Below are 15,896 nucleotides of genomic sequence, written 5' to 3'. Positions count from 1 at the left end.
GCGGCGTCGGCGAATGCGGCTCGGCGGTCGACGGCGCGTCCGTCACGATACGCGATCCTCGGCACGGCCGCGCGACATTCGTTTATCGGGCGCGAAGCGCGCCGGGTTTCGTCGACAGGGCGTGCGGGGGCGGTGTGACGCCGTTGCCGGCGCAATCATCGAAAAATGGGCGGGAAATTGCCGACAGATCGTCGCGAAATGGCCGCGAAATGGCCGCGAAATGGGTGGAAGGCGGCCGCGATACGGTTTCCTCGCCCGTCGAACGAGGCGCGCGGCCCAACGCGGCCCAACGCGGGCGAACGGACAGCTTCGCCATCGCGCGATAAGCGGAAGGACTGATTGCGCACGCGCTTCTGCACGCGTGAATCACGCGGGCCGAATCAGAAAAGACCGCGTGCACCACGGCGATCGTCGCAAGTCGCTCGTCGCGGTTGCGCATTCGATGTCCGGCGATCTCGATTCCACCGCCCGCTTGAGCCGCGAACACTGCAGACGGCGGCGCGCGAACTGCCGCTGAAGCGTGCGGCGGCGACGCGTGCAGCGCCGCTGCGCCTTGTCGTGGCTGCGCTGCGCTCGCATGGTGGCCGACGGCTCTCGTCCAGAACCTCGCCTCGGCGCGTTGGGGCGGGTTGGGCTGGCGAATCGCTGCGAAACCAGTAGCCATGCAGGCTGCCATCATCTCGCGAGCCCAAGGGCTGAGTTTTTGCGAAGGTCGGAAAGTCTGGCGATGATTTGAAGTCGCCGCGAAGGACGGAGCGTGCCAGTTCCTCGAGCACAACTCTGCTGTCCACGCCACACGGGGGTGGACAGCTGTCCTTCGGGCAGTACCAGAGTTCCACGCGCTCGATGTCTGACGCGCCGGCTCTGCCCGCTTGCCAATTTGAAAAAATGGAATGTCCAACCCGAGGAAGCGGTCATCGACCGATTGGCGCGTGTTGCCCTGCGCTCAGAGTCAGGTTCGGGTGCGCTCTGTTACTCGTCTTTCAGAAACACAAGCTCACACACCATGACGATGTGTATAGGCTATCGATTCCGGGGGGGGATGTCCATGCCGGCTTATGTGCGGGTGAGAACCTGTCACCTCAGACCACTGCGTTGAAAATAATGGTCCGTAGCACTGCCGGCTCTCGGGGTATCTTCACTTTGTTCGAAGAGCAACTCCGACCATAACCTTCCGTCTCGCGTTAGCGCTAGCTTCCCCGAGTGTCGCTCATGTTCAAAGCGCATGAGCGTGCAAATACTTTGGTGCCGACGGCGAGACTCGAACTCGCACAGCTTTCGCCACTACCCCCTCAAGATAGCGTGTCTACCAATTTCACCACGTCGGCATTTCAATGCAACCGGGATGCACTAGGTCCCGTATCGCGACAGCCTTGCCAGCCAGGACTTAGGCACGGCATTGTATTGTGCACCAAGGGCATGTTGAGATAAGAACCCGCACGCCTCTCGGCGCTACCCCCTCAAGATAGTGCGTCTACCAATTCCGCCACCTGGGCAAGGGGCGCAATTGTAGCGGCTAAATGAATTCTTGTGAACTGTCTCGCAGCGGGAAAGCAAGACGATGCGACCTGGCCATGCGTTCCGCAGCGGCGACGCGATTGTCTTTGCGTTGGCGACGTCGGGCGGAATGGCGGCATGGGCCGGAATTCGGGCCGCCGTCCGATCCACCGTCCACCTTTCGTCTTTCACCTTGTTCCGGTATTCATGAAGCCGGCAGGGAGCGCGTCATTCGACTCACGTGTCCAGCCGGGCAACTTGCTCCCGCCGCTTCGATTCGTCGTGAAGTGTTCCGCCGCGCGAGCGCGGTCGCGCGATCCGAGCGGCTCCTTGTCGCGACGTTCATGATGGGGCGGCTTCGGAGCGCAAGCTGCTGTTCTTGCGATGCACCGATGTCGGTCGCGGCGTAGCGCTCGGGTCGGCGGCTCGTCGGAAAGGCGCGTTGATTGATGCGGCCGCGATGTTCGCCAATGTCCGTTTCGCCCTTCCTTCGGCAGGTCGGTCGCGCGGCGATCAAGCCGTGCTCGGCAGGACGGATAGTCAACAAGGAGCGCGGTCGCATCGACTCGCGGGCCGGCTTCTCAATCGGCCTCTCGCTTGGCTTTTCGCTCGGGCTCGCTACGCCTCGCGCGCCTCGCACGCAGCATGTCGACTTGCGCGTCTCCGAATGTCCCCGCCGGTCTCCCGCCATCGTTCTTCGTCCGATCGAGTGTTTGTCCGAGCCTCCGTCGATACAGCTTTACATGTCAGGTAACCTGATATTAAATGAGCGTCGAGCCGCGTATCGCGACGATGTCATTGGAGAAAGATCGATGAGTTATGAAGGTCGCTGGAAAACCGTCAAGGTGGTCGTCGAGGGGGGGATCGCGTGGGTCGCGCTGAATCGTCCCGACAAGCGCAACGCGATGAATCCCGCGCTGAACGCGGAGATGATCGACGTGCTGGAGACGCTCGAGCTGGACGCCGAGGCGCGGGTGCTCGTGCTGACGGGCGAGGGCGACGCGTGGACGGCCGGCATGGACCTGAAGGAGTACTTCCGCGAAGTCGACGCCGGCCCCGAAATCCTGCAGGAGAAGATCCGCCGCGACGCGAGCCGCTGGCAGTGGCAACTGCTGCGCATGTACGCGAAGCCGACAATCGCGATGGTCAACGGCTGGTGCTTCGGCGGCGGGTTCTCGCCGCTCGTCGCGTGCGATCTCGCGATCGCCGCCGACGAGGCGGTGTTCGGCCTGTCGGAGATCAACTGGGGCATTCCGCCCGGCAACCTCGTCAGCAAGGCGATGGCGGACACGGTCGGTCATCGTCGGGCGCTGTACTACATCATGACGGGCGAGACCTTCACCGGCCCGCAGGCCGCGCAGATGGGCCTCGTCAACCAGAGCGTGCCGCGCGCGCAACTGCGCGACGAGGTGCGCGCGCTCGCCGCGAAGCTGCTCGACAAGAATCCGGTCGTGCTGCGCAACGCGAAGCACGGCTTCAAGCGCTGCCGCGAGCTCACGTGGGAGCAGAACGAGGACTACCTGTACGCGAAGCTCGATCAGGCGCAACTGCGCGATCCCGAGCGCGGGCGCGAGCAGGGGCTCAAGCAATTCCTCGACGACAAGTCGATCAAGCCGGGGCTGCAGGCGTACAAACGTTGAGCCGAAGCCTCACGGGGCGCCGCGCTTGCGACAGCGTGACAGCGTGACAGCGTGACAGCACGCCAACGCGCCAACGCGACACGCGGCGCCGAAACGAGACGGACTGGAGACAACGATGACCGACAGACGGATGTTGATCGGCGGCGCATGGCGCGCGGCCGAAGACGGCGCGACGTTCGAGCGGCACGATTCGGTGACGGGCACGCTCGCGTCGCGCGCGCCGGCCGCGGGCGTCGCACGCGCGCTCGCCGTCGCGCGGCGGATCGAATCGGGAATCTGCCACGTGAACGGGCCGACCGTTCACGACGAAGCGCAGATGCCGTTCGGCGGCGTGAAGCCGAGCGGCTACGGGCGCTTCGACGGCGCGGCGTCGATCGCGGAATTCATCGGGTTGCGCCGGATCACCGCGCAGACCGCGCCGCGCGCGTTTCCGATATGAGCGCGGAGGGCTTCGCCGTGTCCCGTCTTTTCTCCGATGCGCCGCGCTATCGGAGCGCGGACGTCGCGCGCGGCGCCGCGCACGTCGAGCCCGACGGCGACGGCTGGCGCATGCGCGCCGCCGAGCCGCTCGGCGCGTACCCCGAGCGCCTGACCGACTGCCTCGCCGCGGGCGCGCGCGATCATCCGGCGCGCGTGCTCGCCGCGCAGCGCGGCGCCGACGGCCGCTGGATCGAGATCACGTACGCGCAGATGCTCGAGCGCGCCCGCGCGCTCGGCGAAGGGCTGCTCGCGCTCGACCTGTCCGCCGAGCGGCCGCTCGCGATCCTGTCCGGCAACGATCTCGCGCATCTGCAGCTCGGCTTCGCGGCGATGCTCGCGGGGATTCCGTACGCGCCGGTGTCGCCCGCGTATTCGCTCGTGTCGACCGATTTCGGCAAGCTCCAGTACACGCTCGGCGTGCTGAAGCCGGGCGCGGTGTTCGCCGCCGACGGCGACGCGTTCGCCGCCGCGCTCGCCGCGGCCGCGCCGGCCGACGCCGCGGTGATCGTCGCGCGCGGCGCGCCGCCGCCGCGAGGCCGCCCGGCGCCGTTCGAGCGCTTGCTCGACACGCGGCCGCGCACGATCGACGCCGCGCACGCGCGCGTCACCGCCGATACGCTCGCGAAGATCCTGTTCACGTCGGGCTCGACGAAGCAGCCGAAGGCGGTGCCGACGACGCACCGGATGATGTGCAGCAACCAGCAGATGTTGCGCCAGACGATGCCGGAGCTCGCGCGCACGCCGCCCGTGCTCGTCGACTGGCTGCCGTGGAATCACACGTTCGGCGGCAGCCACAACGTCGGCATCGCGCTCTACAACGGCGGCACGCTGTACATCGACGACGGCCGGCCGACGCCCGAGCGCTTCGGCGAGACGGTGCGCAACCTGCGCGAGATCTCGCCGACGATCCATTTCAACGTGCCGAAGGGCTGGGAGGAGCTGACGGCCGCGCTCGAGCGCGACGCCGCGCTGCGCGCGTCGTTCTTCGCGCGCGTGAAGCTGTATTTCTTCGGCGGCGCGGGGCTGTCGCAAGCCGCGTGGGAGCGGCTCGACCGCGTGACGCAGGCGCATTGCGGCGAGCGGATTCGAATTCTCGCCGGGCTCGGGATGACGGAGACATCGCCGTCGTGCCTGTTCACGACGGGGCCCGTCACGGGCGCGGGCTACATCGGGCTGCCCGCGCCCGGCTGCGACGTGAAGCTCGCGCGCTGCGGCGACAAGCTCGAGCTGCGCTTCAAGGGGCCGAACGTGATGCGCGGCTACTGGCGCGCGCCGGCCGATCCGGGCGGCGTGTTCGACGGCGACGGCTACTACAGGAGCGGCGACGCCGCGCGCTTCGTCGATCCCGCGCGCCCCGAGCTCGGGCTGATGTTCGACGGGCGCCTCGCCGAGGACTTCAAGCTGAGCTCGGGCACGTTCGTGAGCGTCGGGCCGCTGCGCGCGCGGGCGGTGTCGGCGGGCGCGCCGTACGTGCAGGACGTGGTCGTCACGGGACTGAATCGCGACGACATCGGCCTGCTCGTGTTCCCGCGGCTCGACGCGTGCCGGCGGCTCGCGGGGATCGCGGGCGACGCCCCGGCCGCGCAGGTGCTCGCGTCGCCGGCGGTGCGCGCGCAGTTCGCCGGATGGCTCGCGCGGCTCAACGAAGCGGCGACGGGCAGCGCGTCGTTCGTCGCGCGCGTGCGCCTCCTCGATGCGCCGCCGTCGCTCGATCTCGGCGAGATCACCGACAAAGGCTCGATCAATCAGGCGTCCGTGCAGCGGCATCGCGCGGCGCTGATCGACGCGCTGTACGCGCAGGCGCAGGCCGATCCGCTCGCGATCGTCGCGTAGCGGACCGAAGCGCCGAGTGGAATCGAGCCGAACCGGATCGAATCGAACCGGATCGGCAAGTCGGGTCGCATGCGGCGCGCGCCGAGACCGCCTGCCCGGCATGCGCACCGATCCGTTCTTCGTCGGCGCCGCGTACCGGGCCGCGCCGTTGCGCGCACTCGACGGCGAGGGCTACCGGATCGTCGATGCGCGGCACCACCCGCGAGCCACGTTGGCGATGCCGCGCGCGACCTGCTCGCTGTCGAAGCGCACGGCCGTCTACGCGCGGACCGCGCATCTATGGAACGGCGCGCACGCGCGCTACTCGGTGAGCGGCGGTGGCGGCACGAAGCACGCGCCCGGCATCGGCCGGCTCGGCGCAATGGCAGGCATTCGCCAGCTGTTCCGAGCCCGCGCCATTCGTCTGTCATCCGAATTTTTCGCATGGAGCCGAAGATGAAATCCAAGCACATCGCGCGTCGCGTTCGCCTGCTCGCCGCGCCGCTCGCATGCGCCGCGCTGCAGGGCTGCGGCGGCGTCGTCGATTCCGCGCTGCCGCGCCTCGCCGCCGCGACGCCCGCCGCGATGACCGAAACCTGCGGCACGCTCGCCGCGAAGCTGCGCTTTCCGAACACCGCGTTCACGTCGGTCGCGACCGCGGCGGCGGGCGCGCTCCGCATCGCCGGCAAGCCGATCGGCGAGCATTGCGTGATCGAGGGCAAGATGAACGAGCGGGTGAGCGCGGTCGACGGGCAGACGTATGCGATCGGCTTCGAGATGCGGCTGCCGAAGGCGTGGAACGGCCGCTTCTTCCATCAGGCGAACGGCGGGCTCGACGGCAACGTCGTGACCGCGACGGGCGACATCGGCGGCGGCGGGCCGCTCGACAACGCGCTCAGGATGGGCTTCGCGGTGATCAGCTCCGACGCGGGGCACGGCGCGAAGCAGAATCCGCGCTTCGGCGTCGATCCCGGCGCGCGGCTCGATTACGGCTATCGCGCGGTCGATGCGCTGACGCCGATGGCGAAGCAGGTGATCCGGATCGCGTACGGCAAGGCGCCGGAGCGCAGCTACTTCGTCGGCTGCTCGAACGGCGGCCGGCATGCGATGGTCGCGGCGGCGCGCAACGCGGGCGATTACGACGGCGTCATCGCGGGCGATCCGGGCTTCCATCTGCCGAAGGCGGCGATCGGCGAGATGTTCGGCGCGCAGCAGTTCGCGCGGATCGCGACCGCGACGACCGCGTCGGGCCAGCCGGACCTCCGCAGCGGCTTCACCGACGCCGAGCGGCGGTTCGTCGCGAGCCGCATTCTCGCGAAGTGCGACGCGCTCGACGGCGTTGCCGACGGGCTCGTCGAGGACGTCGCCGCCTGCCAGGCGCACTTCGATCTGAACGCCGACGTGCCGCCTTGCGCGAACGGCGCGCGCACCGGCCAATGCCTGAGCGCCGCGCAGAAGCGCGCGCTCGCGAACGTGTTCGCCGGCGCGCGCAACGGCGCGGGCGACGCGCTGTACGCGAGCTTCCCGTTCGACGCGGGCGTGAGCGGCGGCAACTGGGCCGAATGGAAGCAGGGCAATTCGGTGACGCTCGATCCGGGCGCGGCGGCGTTCACGTTCACGACGCCGCCGCGGCCCGCGCCGGTGCTCGCGAACCTCGAGGCGTACGCGCTCGGCTTCGACATGGACCGCGACGCGCCGGCGATCTTCGCGACGAGCGGCGTGTACGCGGAATCCGCGTGGTCGTTCATGACGCCGCCCGACGAGGCGAACCTGTCCGCGCTGAAGCGGCGCGGCGGCAAGCTGATCGTCTATCACGGCACGAGCGACCCGGTGTTCTCTTCGAACGACACGACCGACTGGTACGCGCGCGTGATGCAGGCGAACGGCGGCGACGCGAGCGACTTCGCGCGTTTTTTTCGCGTCGCGGGGATGAACCATTGCTCGGGCGGGCCGGCCGCCGACCAGTTCGACATGCTGACGCCGCTCGTTGCGTGGGTCGAGGCGGGCCGCGCGCCCGACGCGATCGTCGCGACCGCGCGCGGCGCGTCGAACGCGGCGCCGAATCCGGACGTGCCGGCGTCGTGGGGCGCGGGGCGCACGCGGCCGCTGTGCCCTTATCCGCGCGTCGCGCGCTACGACGGGGGCGACGTGAATTCGGCGGCGAGCTTCAGTTGCCGATAGCGGCGGTTCGCGCACGCGCCGAGCGCCGCGCGGGCGGGCGCGCGGCGGCCATGGGGCGCGTCCGGATTCGCACGCTCGAATTCTTGCGCGCCGCTTATAACGTGCGCGTCGGCGGGCAGCCGAGCGCCGCGTCCGCGACGGCCGCCGCGCGCATCGACACGATCGCGCCGGACCCGCCGGACCCGCCGATGTGAGGTTCGTCGAATGGGAAGCGTTGACGAGCGCGCTCCAGCAGCCGGCGCCATGGACGCTCGCCGGCACGAAGCGGGCGCCGATGGCGCGGGTCTTCGATTTTTCGAGGCCGTGACGCGCGGCTGCGGCGGAATGCGCATCCTTCACCGGGCTGGGCTGGGCTGGGCGCGGTCGGCGCGTGAATGTCGACGACCGGACGACCAGACCAGCAGTCGACCCGGTGTCGTCGCGCTCCTTGCCGATATGCGTCGGCGCGCAGGTCGCGGAGCATCGGCATGACCCTCGGCCCGCGTTATTGGCGGCCAAAATCATATCGGCATGCGACATTGATTCTCGCCGATATTTCGACCACTCTTGAAAATCCGCGGCGAGGCGCTCGACTGTTTTGGGGCGATGCGATGCGCCGTCGCCAGTCCGTCGCGGGGCGAGGCGGCTTCCGGCGGAGACGGAAGCGGGCGTGCGGCGATCTCGCGAATGAGATTGTTCTCGAATTCGAATTCGCCGATGCGACGCGCCAGTTCGCGTCGCGGCGGCGATGCGGACCGGCGCATGCGAGCCGGCGCCGAGCGGGGCCTCGGTGTGCTTTCCGCTTGATCGGGATTCGAATCGACGCCGCCGATTCGAAGCGGTTTCGAGAGCGGGTGGTGAGCGGCCTGTAATGCGCGGCGCTCGCCGTCAGCTGCGATGTCCGGCTCCTTGCGGGCCTCGATGCGCGCGATGGCCGTCGGGCATCCGGTTCGGGCGTTCGCCGGGCGGCTTCCGGCGTGTGCGGCCACGCCAGTCACGCGCCGGCTGCGCGGGCATCGCCGTATCGTTCGAATCGACGCGGCCGGCGCGGCCGACGCGGTCGATTTGGTCGATTCGGTCGATTCGGCCGGGCGGTCGCGGCAACGGAGTGCGCGACGACGCCGTCGGCTCCGCACGCCGGCCGGCGATTGAGCGCATCGATGCGCCGCCGGGAGCAACGAACGGCGATGAAGGGCGACGAACGGCGACGAAGATCGACGAGGAGCGGCGAAGCATCGCAAGAGAACGCAATCGCAGCGCCGTCGGATGCGAACCGACCGTTGCGTCTCGCTGAACGTCGGCGCCGATCGGCGCCGCATTCGATTGAATCGGCAGAAGCCGCGCAACCGCACTTTCTACAGTGGAGGACCGCGATGAGTTTTCTGAACTACGGCACCCGGACGACCCCGCGCTGGACGATCGACCAGCCGATCTTCACGATCGTGCGCGCCCGTCAGGGCCGGCAGGCGACGTATGTTCCGGGGCGCCAATTCGGCGCGTCGTGCGCATCCGTGTTGCTCGGACCCGATCTGAAGATGCCCGGCCAGGGGCGTCACAACCCGCCGCAAGTGGGCGGCGCGCCGTGGGACGTCGTGATGGCGGGCGGCCCGGCGCTGACGTTCGTTCAGGACGAGAACCCGAGCTACCGGCCGTGGGTGCGCGGGCACCTGATCAACGGCGGCTGGGGCGGCTCGGGCCGGGACTGGCGCAATCTCACGCCGCTGACTCATTCGGCCAACATGAATCACAAGACGGTCGAGACGTACATCAACAACTTTCTGGAACTGAGCCGCCAGTACGAGGCGAGCGGCCGGCGCGACGCATGGTACGGCGTTTACTACTGCGTCCAGTGCGCGGCGGACCCGTTCGCGTTGAATCCCGGCGCGACCGATCTGTACACGTATGCGCCGAGCTTCATCCGGATCGGCTGGCGCGCGGTGCGTATCGACAAGCCGGTCGGCGGCAGCACGGCGCTCGGCGTGGCCCAACTGGCGGTCAACGAATTGACGGCCGGCGCGCTGAATGCTGCGCCGGTGCTTCCGTTTGCCCCGCCGGCGCGCGCGTGGGGACCGAGTCCGACGCTGCCGCTCGGCGAGCGCCCGGGCGATCCGGTGCTCGGCTCGTTTCCGGGCGACTGCCCGCCCGCGGCCGGGAACGGCTTCGACGGCTGGGTCGAGGTCCATCAGGGGTAGCCCGCGCGCCGCTTCACCTTCGCCTCCGCCGTCGCCGTCGCCGCCGTCGCCGCCGCGATCAGGCCACGAACGGGCTACGAATGGGCTACGAATGAGCCACGCGCGGCGGCGGCCGCACGACCGGCGCCTTACTTCGACACCGACCGCCATGCCGCGACGGCGAGCTCGTCCCGATACTTGACGGGCGTCGCCTTGACCCGGCCGCTCAGCCACGCGCGACAGTAATTCTCCGATTGGCCGACGATCAGCGACGGCAGCAGTTCGGCCGGCCATTGCGCCATCTCGTCGCGCCCCGGCGCCTGCGCGAACCAGGCGAGCACGCGGCGATTGCGCGAGCGGTTCTTTTCGGCCAGCTCGTCGGCGCGCGGCCCCGACGCGACCGCCGTGCGCGCCATGAACTGGAACCGCGCGAACTCGGGCTGCGCGCTGACCCAGTCGACATAGCTGTGGACGAGCGCGGTGACGCCTTCCCGCGCGGTCGTCGCGCGCCCGAGATAGTCGGCGAGCAGTTGCGCCTGATCTTCGATCGCGCACAGGAAGAGCGCGGCGATCAGCCCGTCCTTGTTGCCGAAGTGGTGATAGATGTTGCCGACGCTGGTGTCGCAGCGCTCGCGGATCATCTCGATCGTCGTCGGTTCGAGCCCGTGGTCGTTGAAGCAGGCGAGCGAGGTCGCGAGGATCGTGCGCTTCAGGGTGGCGCGGCGGCCGGGAAACTGCCGCGTCAGGATGTCGAGGGTAGGCAAGCTGGGTCGCGAAGGAAAAACGAGGGTCACGCAATGGTACCTTGACGCCGGTCGCGGAAACAGAATATTCTTCCGCAACAGAACATTGTTCTGTTTTGCCGATACAGGAGACGACATGAGCCAGGTTCTCGATATGTTCAACGCGGCCGGGGCCGCGCAATTCAGCAAGATGGTTTGTCAGATGGCGCCGTATTTCGGCACGATCGAGCCGGAGGTCGTCGGGTTGCAGCCGGGGCGCGCAGAGGCGAAGGTCGGCTTCCGGCGCGAGATCACCAATCACATCGGCACGGTCCATGCGATCGCGCTGTGCAACGCGGCCGAGCTGGTCGCGGGGCTGATGACCCAGGTGTCGATCCCGGACGGCCTGCGCTGGATTCCGAAGGGCATGACCGTCGAATACCTGGCGAAGGCGAAGACCGACGTGACGGCCGTGGCCGACGGCGCGGCCGTCGACTGGCAGAGCGAAGGCGACAAGATCGTGCCGGTCGAGATCACCGACGCCGACGGCAACACCGTGTTCACCGCGCGGATCACGATGAACATCAAGGCCTGACGCTTCCGGCGCCGCGCGGGGCGCCTGCGCCTGCGGCGCGAAGGCGCTCCGCGCGGCTCGCTGCAACGAATTTTGACCGGGTATCATCCGATCATATGATCAACGCCCGACCAACAAGGAGACTGCAGTGAGAAGGAAAACCGACAAACTGTTGCCGATCAGCGCGGCTGCGATGGTGATGGCCGTTGCCGCGACTCATGCGATGGCCGACCAGGTCGTGAAGATCGGCAGCGCCGAGCCTTTGACGGGGGGCATCGCCCACCTCGGCAAGGACAACGAGAACGGCGCGCGCCTCGCGATCGAGGAGATCAACGCGAAGGGCCTCACGATCGGCGGCCAGAAGATCACGCTCCAGCTCGACGCGCAGGACGACGCGGCCGACCCGCGCACCGCGACGCAAGTCGCGCAGAAGCTCGTCGACGGCAAGGTCGTCGCGGTCATCGGCCATTTGAATTCCGGCACGTCGATTCCGGCGTCGAAGATCTACAGCGACGCGGGCATCGTGCAGATCTCGCCGTCGGCGACGAATCCGGCCTACACGCAGCAAGGTTTCAAGACGACGTACCGCGTCGTCGCGACCGACGCGCAGCAAGGCCCGGCGCTCGCGAACTACGCGCATTCGAAGGGGATCAAGACGGTCGCCATCGTCGACGATTCGACGGCGTACGGCCAGGGGCTCGCGAACGAATTCGAGAAGCGGGCGAAGGCGCTCGGCCTGAAGGTGCTGTCGCACGACGCGACGAACGACAAGGCGGTCGATTTCCGCGCGATCCTGACGAAGATCAAGGGCACGAATCCCGACGCGATCATGTACGGCGGCATGGACGCGACGGGCGGCCCGTTCGCGAAGCAGGCGAAGCAACTCGGCCTGCGCGCGAAGGTTTTCTCGGGCGACGGCGTGTGCACCGAGCAGTTGCCCGCGCTCGCGGGCGCCGCGGCCGACAACGTCGTGTGCTCGCAAGCGGGCGCGGCGCTCGAGAAGATGCCGGGCGGCGCGGCGTTCCAGGCGAAGTACGAGAAGCGCTTCAACCAGCCGATCCGCTTCGACGCGCCGTTCACGTACGACGCGGTGTACATCGTCGTCGATGCGATGAGGCGCGCGAACTCGACCGATCCGGCGAAGATTCTCGCCGTGATGCCGAAGACGAACTATACGGGCGTGATCGGCACGACGGTCTTCGATGCGAAGGGCGACCTGCAGCACGGCGTGATTTCGCTGTACGACTTCAAGGGCGGCAAGAAGACCTTCCTCGATCAGGTCACGATGTAGTTGAGCCGCGCGGCGGCGTTGGCCGCCGGGTTTGCCGGCGGCACGAAACGGGCGGGCGCCGGACGTGGCGCCCGCCCGTTTTTTTCATCTGGCGGGCGGGGCGAAGAGGATGCGCCGCCGACGCGCAACCACGCCGATCGACGCCGCCGTCAAGGGGCGCGCACATTCGTTCGACGCCTTGCGGCCGGCCACCCGCTTCGTCGGCGCCGCGCGCGCTGTGAGCACGAAAATCGCGAAGCCGCGTGTCGGGCGGAGCGCGAAGCGACGGCGGCCGCGCACGTCGACGGCATCGCGCGGGCCTGGGCCGGCCGCATCCGGACCCCGCACGGCGGGCTCTCGGCTCGCCGGACGGGCGTCGGCGCGCATCGATTTGATCTGAAGCCCCTTCGGCGAACCAGGCCGCACCGCTTTCTTCTCGGGACCGGTATCATCTGAGCTATTTGTCTTGGCGAAACCGTGCGGGGGATTGGCGTCGTGCATGTCGGTGAGCGTTTCAACAGCATTACCCATCTCGTGGGCGCGGTGTTGTCGGTAGCGGGGCTCGCCACGCTGGTGACGATGGGCGCCCTCGACGGCGACGCATACAAGGTGGTGAGCTTCAGCGTGTACGGCGCGATGCTGTGCGTGCTCTACGCGATCTCGACGCTCTACCACAGCGTGCGCGGCCCGCGCCTGAAAGCCATTCTGCAGAAGTGCGATCATTCGGCGATCTATTTGCTGATCGCAGGCAGCTACACCCCGTTCACGCTGGTCACGCTGCGCGGGCCGTGGGGGTGGTCGCTGTTCGGCGTGAGCTGGGGGCTCGCCGCGCTCGGCATCGTGCAGGAGCTCACGCTCGGACGGCGCACGCGCAGCATTTCGATGGCGCTGTACGTCCTGATGGGTTGGCTCGCGCTCGTCGCGATCCGCCCGCTGATCCACGCGCTTCCTGCGGCGGGAACGGCGTGGCTCGTCGCGGGCGGCGTCATCTATAGCGCCGGCATCTACTTCTTCATCAACGACGAGCGCATCCGTCACGGGCACGGCATCTGGCATCTGTTCGTTCTGGCGGGCAGCCTGTGCCAGTTCGTCAGCGTTGCGGGCTACGTCGCGTGACGCGAAGCGGGGCGCCCGATCGCCGATTTGCCTGCGCGTGCGGCTCGTGCGGCTCGTGCGGCTCGTGCGGGCGCCGCCGCGCTCGGTTCACCCGCCATGAACGCCGATAACGTCCTCGTGCACGTTCCATCCGCCTTCCACGTGCGTTTTCGCCGCGCCGTCGCGACCCAGTGAAGCGTGAAGCCCTGTGATCTGCGCGGCGGCGTGACGTCCCATATCGGCGATTCCGCTTGCGGCCAGCCGGTTTTGCCAAATGGACTGATCGCCGTTCCGAGCGGCCTCGGTTTCCATCCGGCATAGCTCGGTCAGGTTCTCGCTCGTCATCGGCTGCTCGCGCAATTCCGCCATCGCCGGATTGTCGTGCGCCGCGTCGACCAACGCCGGCGACGCACCGGTCGTGGCGGCAAACGCCGCAGCCGCGGCGTTCTGGAGTTCGCCGACGGTGCCTCTCTTGGCAAGCGGCATCAGTCCGCTCAGCGCGCCGTCCGATTGCTTGCGTTGAATCTGATGCGCCGGTGCTTTCGAATCAGCGTTCGTCCTGGAATTCGAATCGGTGGCGGATACCGACGTGACCGACGATCCGCCGCTTGTTGAAATACTCGAGCCCATGCCATCTCCTTGATTGTGTCGCCTGCCGTCGCGCAGCGACAGATATGGTGTTGCGAGTATCGCCGGGGGGGCGCAGATCGATTCGCCGTGCCGGAAGTCACGTCGCGAAACGCGAACATCCTGACGCGATCAGATATGGCGGGATGGGCTCACTGGCGGGACCGCTCGCGAAGCAGCGAGACAGCGAAGCGGTAAGGCGACGAAGCGGTAAAGCAGTAAAGCAGTAAAGCGATAAAGCAATGAAGCAATGAAGCAGCCCGAGCGGCGCGCGAAGGTTTTCGCGAGCGACGGCGTGTACGCCGAGCAGCCGTGCGCGCATGCGTGCGTTGCGGCCAAGAACGTCGTGTGCCCGCAAGCGGGCCGAACCCCGCGGCGTCGAGCTTCCGTACGACACGTTTCAACGAGCCTTACGCGTCTCCGGTTTTGGGAAAGGCGAACGCACACCTGCGTGCGTCGGCATCGCGCGATCGAGATATCGATGGATTCCCGCGAGCCGCGGATACGAAAACGACGTTCTCGAGCGCCGTCCGCAGACGCGCGCCCGGAACGCCGAAGCAACGGCCTCGTGAATCGCCCCGTTCGCCATGACGCCGGCGGGCGAGCGGGACGACTGGAGCGGTGTAACCTCGAGCCTTGCCGACGTTATTGCGGCAATGCCGTGGCGCGGAAGCCGATCGGGCCCTCGCCGCTGTAGGTCATGGTGCCGTGGAACGTGTTGCCGTTGTCGCCGGAGGTGATGTAGAGCTCGACGACGTTTTGGCCCGAGCGGCAGCCGAGCAGCCAGACGCCGCCCGGATGCCACGGAGCGGACGTGCCGCCCCACTGATTCTCGACCGCGTAGTTGTTGCCCGTGACCGCATTCCCCTTGAAGCCGATCGGGCCCTCGCCGGCATAGGTCATGTTCCCGTTCAGGGTCTTGCCGTTGTCCGTCGAGCCGATGCTCACCGCGACGACGGCCTGGTCACGCGCGCCGATCACCCAGACGCCGCCGTTGTGCCACGGCGCTGTCGAGCCGCCCCATTGATTTTCGACCGCGTACACGCCGCCGTCGGCCTGCTGGCTCTTGAAGCCGATCGGGCCTTCGCCCGCATAGGTCATCGTGCCCGCGAGATTCGCGCCCTGGTCGCCGGATTCGAGTTTGAGCGCCACCACGTTCTGATTGGAGCGCCCGCCGATGATCCACGTGCCGCCCGGGTGCCAGGGCGCCGAGCTTCCGCCCCATTGATTTTCGACGTTGTACGTATTGCATTGCGTGAGCGTCGCCCTGAAGCCGATCGGGCCTTCGCCGGCATAGGTCATCGTGCCGGTGAGCGTTCTTCCGCCATCAGCGGATTTGATGTCGATCGCCACGACGTTCTGCCCGGAACGGCATCCGAGCACCCACATGCCACCCTCATGCCACTGGGCCGACGAGCCGCCCCATTGATTCTGTACGTGCTGCAGATTGTTGAAGCCCTTGCTGGTCTTTGCCATTGTTATCTCCGGTGATAGTACGGGTGACGCGGGAGTTCAACCCGCGTGCGGAGAACGGCCTTGCACATGGATTGTCGTTGTTGCGCCCGTCGTCCTGTTCCAGAAGGCGAGCGCCGTGGCAGCGCGATCGACTATGGGCAAGGCACGGGCGCTTTTGCAATTGCACGGCCGATCAAACGAGATGGCCACGATCTACCTGCATGATGAGTCGATTTGTTTCTCGCAGGCGATCGACGCTGCGGCTCGTTCTCAAAAAAAGTAGTTCAGCTTCGACCCTCTCACAACTACTAGAACCCGTAGGTATGCGGCGGGCTCCGCGATGGCGTGGCTGCCCTGACACCGGTGCCGGGCCGAGGCCGAATCGAACGCACG

General features: G+C 67.8%; 13 protein-coding genes, 1 tRNA gene and 2 pseudogenes. 9 read left to right on the top strand and 7 right to left on the bottom strand.

The genetic code is table 11. The features are described from left to right. Window positions 1–82: 82 nt before the first annotated feature. Entirely contained in the window at window positions 83–664 is a 582-nt protein-coding gene (locus tag WT60_RS34055) for a hypothetical protein (protein WP_145986899.1), read from the bottom strand. A gap of 579 nt (window positions 665–1,243) precedes the next feature. Further along, window positions 1,244–1,328: transfer RNA gene (locus WT60_RS28710), tRNA-Leu, on the bottom strand. Window positions 1,329–2,309: 981 nt separating this feature from the next. Between WT60_RS28710 and WT60_RS28705 the strand changes: the two genes are divergently transcribed. The 5 genes and pseudogenes from WT60_RS28705 (at window position 2,310) to WT60_RS28680 (ending at window position 7,610) form a co-directional block, all read left to right on the top strand. After that, window positions 2,310–3,137, top strand: a complete 828-nt coding sequence (locus WT60_RS28705; protein ID WP_038753182.1) for a p-hydroxycinnamoyl CoA hydratase/lyase — start codon at window positions 2,310–2,312, stop codon at window positions 3,135–3,137. Between the two features lie 151 nt (window positions 3,138–3,288). Beyond that, window positions 3,289–3,576, top strand: a pseudogene (locus WT60_RS28700) (aldehyde dehydrogenase family protein); the annotation flags it as partial. 110 nt (window positions 3,577–3,686) lie between these two features. Then, complete coding sequence (locus tag WT60_RS28695; protein ID WP_236860937.1) at window positions 3,687–5,450, top strand: feruloyl-CoA synthase; 1,764 nt, start codon at window positions 3,687–3,689, stop codon at window positions 5,448–5,450. A 100-nt stretch (window positions 5,451–5,550) separates the two neighbouring features. Beyond that, a pseudogene (locus WT60_RS34820) lies at window positions 5,551–5,889 on the top strand (hypothetical protein); the annotation flags it as partial. Continuing rightward, window positions 5,886–7,610, top strand: coding sequence for a tannase/feruloyl esterase family alpha/beta hydrolase (locus tag WT60_RS28680; protein ID WP_060356620.1), 1,725 nt, complete (start codon window positions 5,886–5,888; stop codon window positions 7,608–7,610). The pseudogene WT60_RS34820 and the gene WT60_RS28680, both read left to right, overlap by 4 nt. Window positions 7,611–8,110: 500 nt before the next feature. Here the strand turns inward: WT60_RS28680 and WT60_RS34050 are convergent, their stop codons facing one another. Then, a complete protein-coding gene (locus tag WT60_RS34050; protein WP_145986898.1) occupies window positions 8,111–8,587 on the bottom strand; it encodes a hypothetical protein in 477 nt (158 codons plus the stop codon). A gap of 375 nt (window positions 8,588–8,962) precedes the next feature. Between WT60_RS34050 and WT60_RS28665 the strand changes: the two genes are divergently transcribed. After that, window positions 8,963–9,781 carry a hypothetical protein gene (locus WT60_RS28665; RefSeq protein WP_038753192.1) on the top strand — a complete coding sequence of 273 codons (819 nt, stop codon included), beginning with the start codon at window positions 8,963–8,965 and terminating at the stop codon, window positions 9,779–9,781. A gap of 128 nt (window positions 9,782–9,909) precedes the next feature. Here WT60_RS28665 and WT60_RS28660 read toward each other — a convergent pair whose 3' ends face one another. Beyond that, a complete protein-coding gene (locus WT60_RS28660) occupies window positions 9,910–10,524 on the bottom strand; it encodes a TetR/AcrR family transcriptional regulator (protein ID WP_038753194.1) in 615 nt (204 codons plus the stop codon). A gap of 115 nt (window positions 10,525–10,639) precedes the next feature. Between WT60_RS28660 and WT60_RS28655 the strand changes: the two genes are divergently transcribed. After that, the gene (locus WT60_RS28655; protein WP_038753195.1) at window positions 10,640–11,077 is read left to right on the top strand and encodes a hotdog fold domain-containing protein; all 438 of its coding nucleotides are present in this window, start codon (window positions 10,640–10,642) and stop codon (window positions 11,075–11,077) included. Between the two features lie 172 nt (window positions 11,078–11,249). Then, on the top strand, window positions 11,250–12,347 hold the full coding sequence (locus WT60_RS28650) for a branched-chain amino acid ABC transporter substrate-binding protein (protein WP_059581812.1): 1,098 nt from the start codon (window positions 11,250–11,252) through the stop codon (window positions 12,345–12,347). 84 nt (window positions 12,348–12,431) lie between these two features. Here the strand turns inward: WT60_RS28650 and WT60_RS28645 are convergent, their stop codons facing one another. Continuing rightward, window positions 12,432–12,827 carry a hypothetical protein gene (locus WT60_RS28645; protein WP_145986897.1) on the bottom strand — a complete coding sequence of 132 codons (396 nt, stop codon included), beginning with the start codon at window positions 12,825–12,827 and terminating at the stop codon, window positions 12,432–12,434. Here WT60_RS28645 and WT60_RS28640 point away from each other — a divergent pair. Further along, window positions 12,822–13,442: a hemolysin III family protein gene (locus WT60_RS28640; protein WP_038753201.1), complete on the top strand. Its 621-nt coding sequence runs from the start codon at window positions 12,822–12,824 to the stop codon at window positions 13,440–13,442. The genes WT60_RS28645 and WT60_RS28640 overlap by 6 nt on opposite strands. An 87-nt stretch (window positions 13,443–13,529) precedes the next feature. Here the strand turns inward: WT60_RS28640 and WT60_RS28635 are convergent, their stop codons facing one another. Together WT60_RS28635 and WT60_RS28630 are read right to left on the bottom strand one after the other, a co-directional pair. Beyond that, the gene (locus WT60_RS28635) at window positions 13,530–14,051 is read right to left on the bottom strand and encodes a hypothetical protein (protein WP_038753203.1); all 522 of its coding nucleotides are present in this window, start codon (window positions 14,049–14,051) and stop codon (window positions 13,530–13,532) included. 642 nt (window positions 14,052–14,693) lie between these two features. Beyond that, window positions 14,694–15,524, bottom strand: a complete 831-nt coding sequence (locus tag WT60_RS28630) for a hypothetical protein (protein ID WP_059581801.1) — start codon at window positions 15,522–15,524, stop codon at window positions 14,694–14,696. Window positions 15,525–15,896 lie beyond the last annotated feature (372 nt).

It is taken from the genome of Burkholderia sp. MSMB617WGS (assembly GCF_001532025.2).
Taxonomy (GTDB): domain Bacteria; phylum Pseudomonadota; class Gammaproteobacteria; order Burkholderiales; family Burkholderiaceae; genus Burkholderia; species Burkholderia savannae.
The sequence above is the reverse complement of the archived record's forward strand: the minus strand, read 5'-3'. Positions and strand labels throughout refer to the sequence as shown.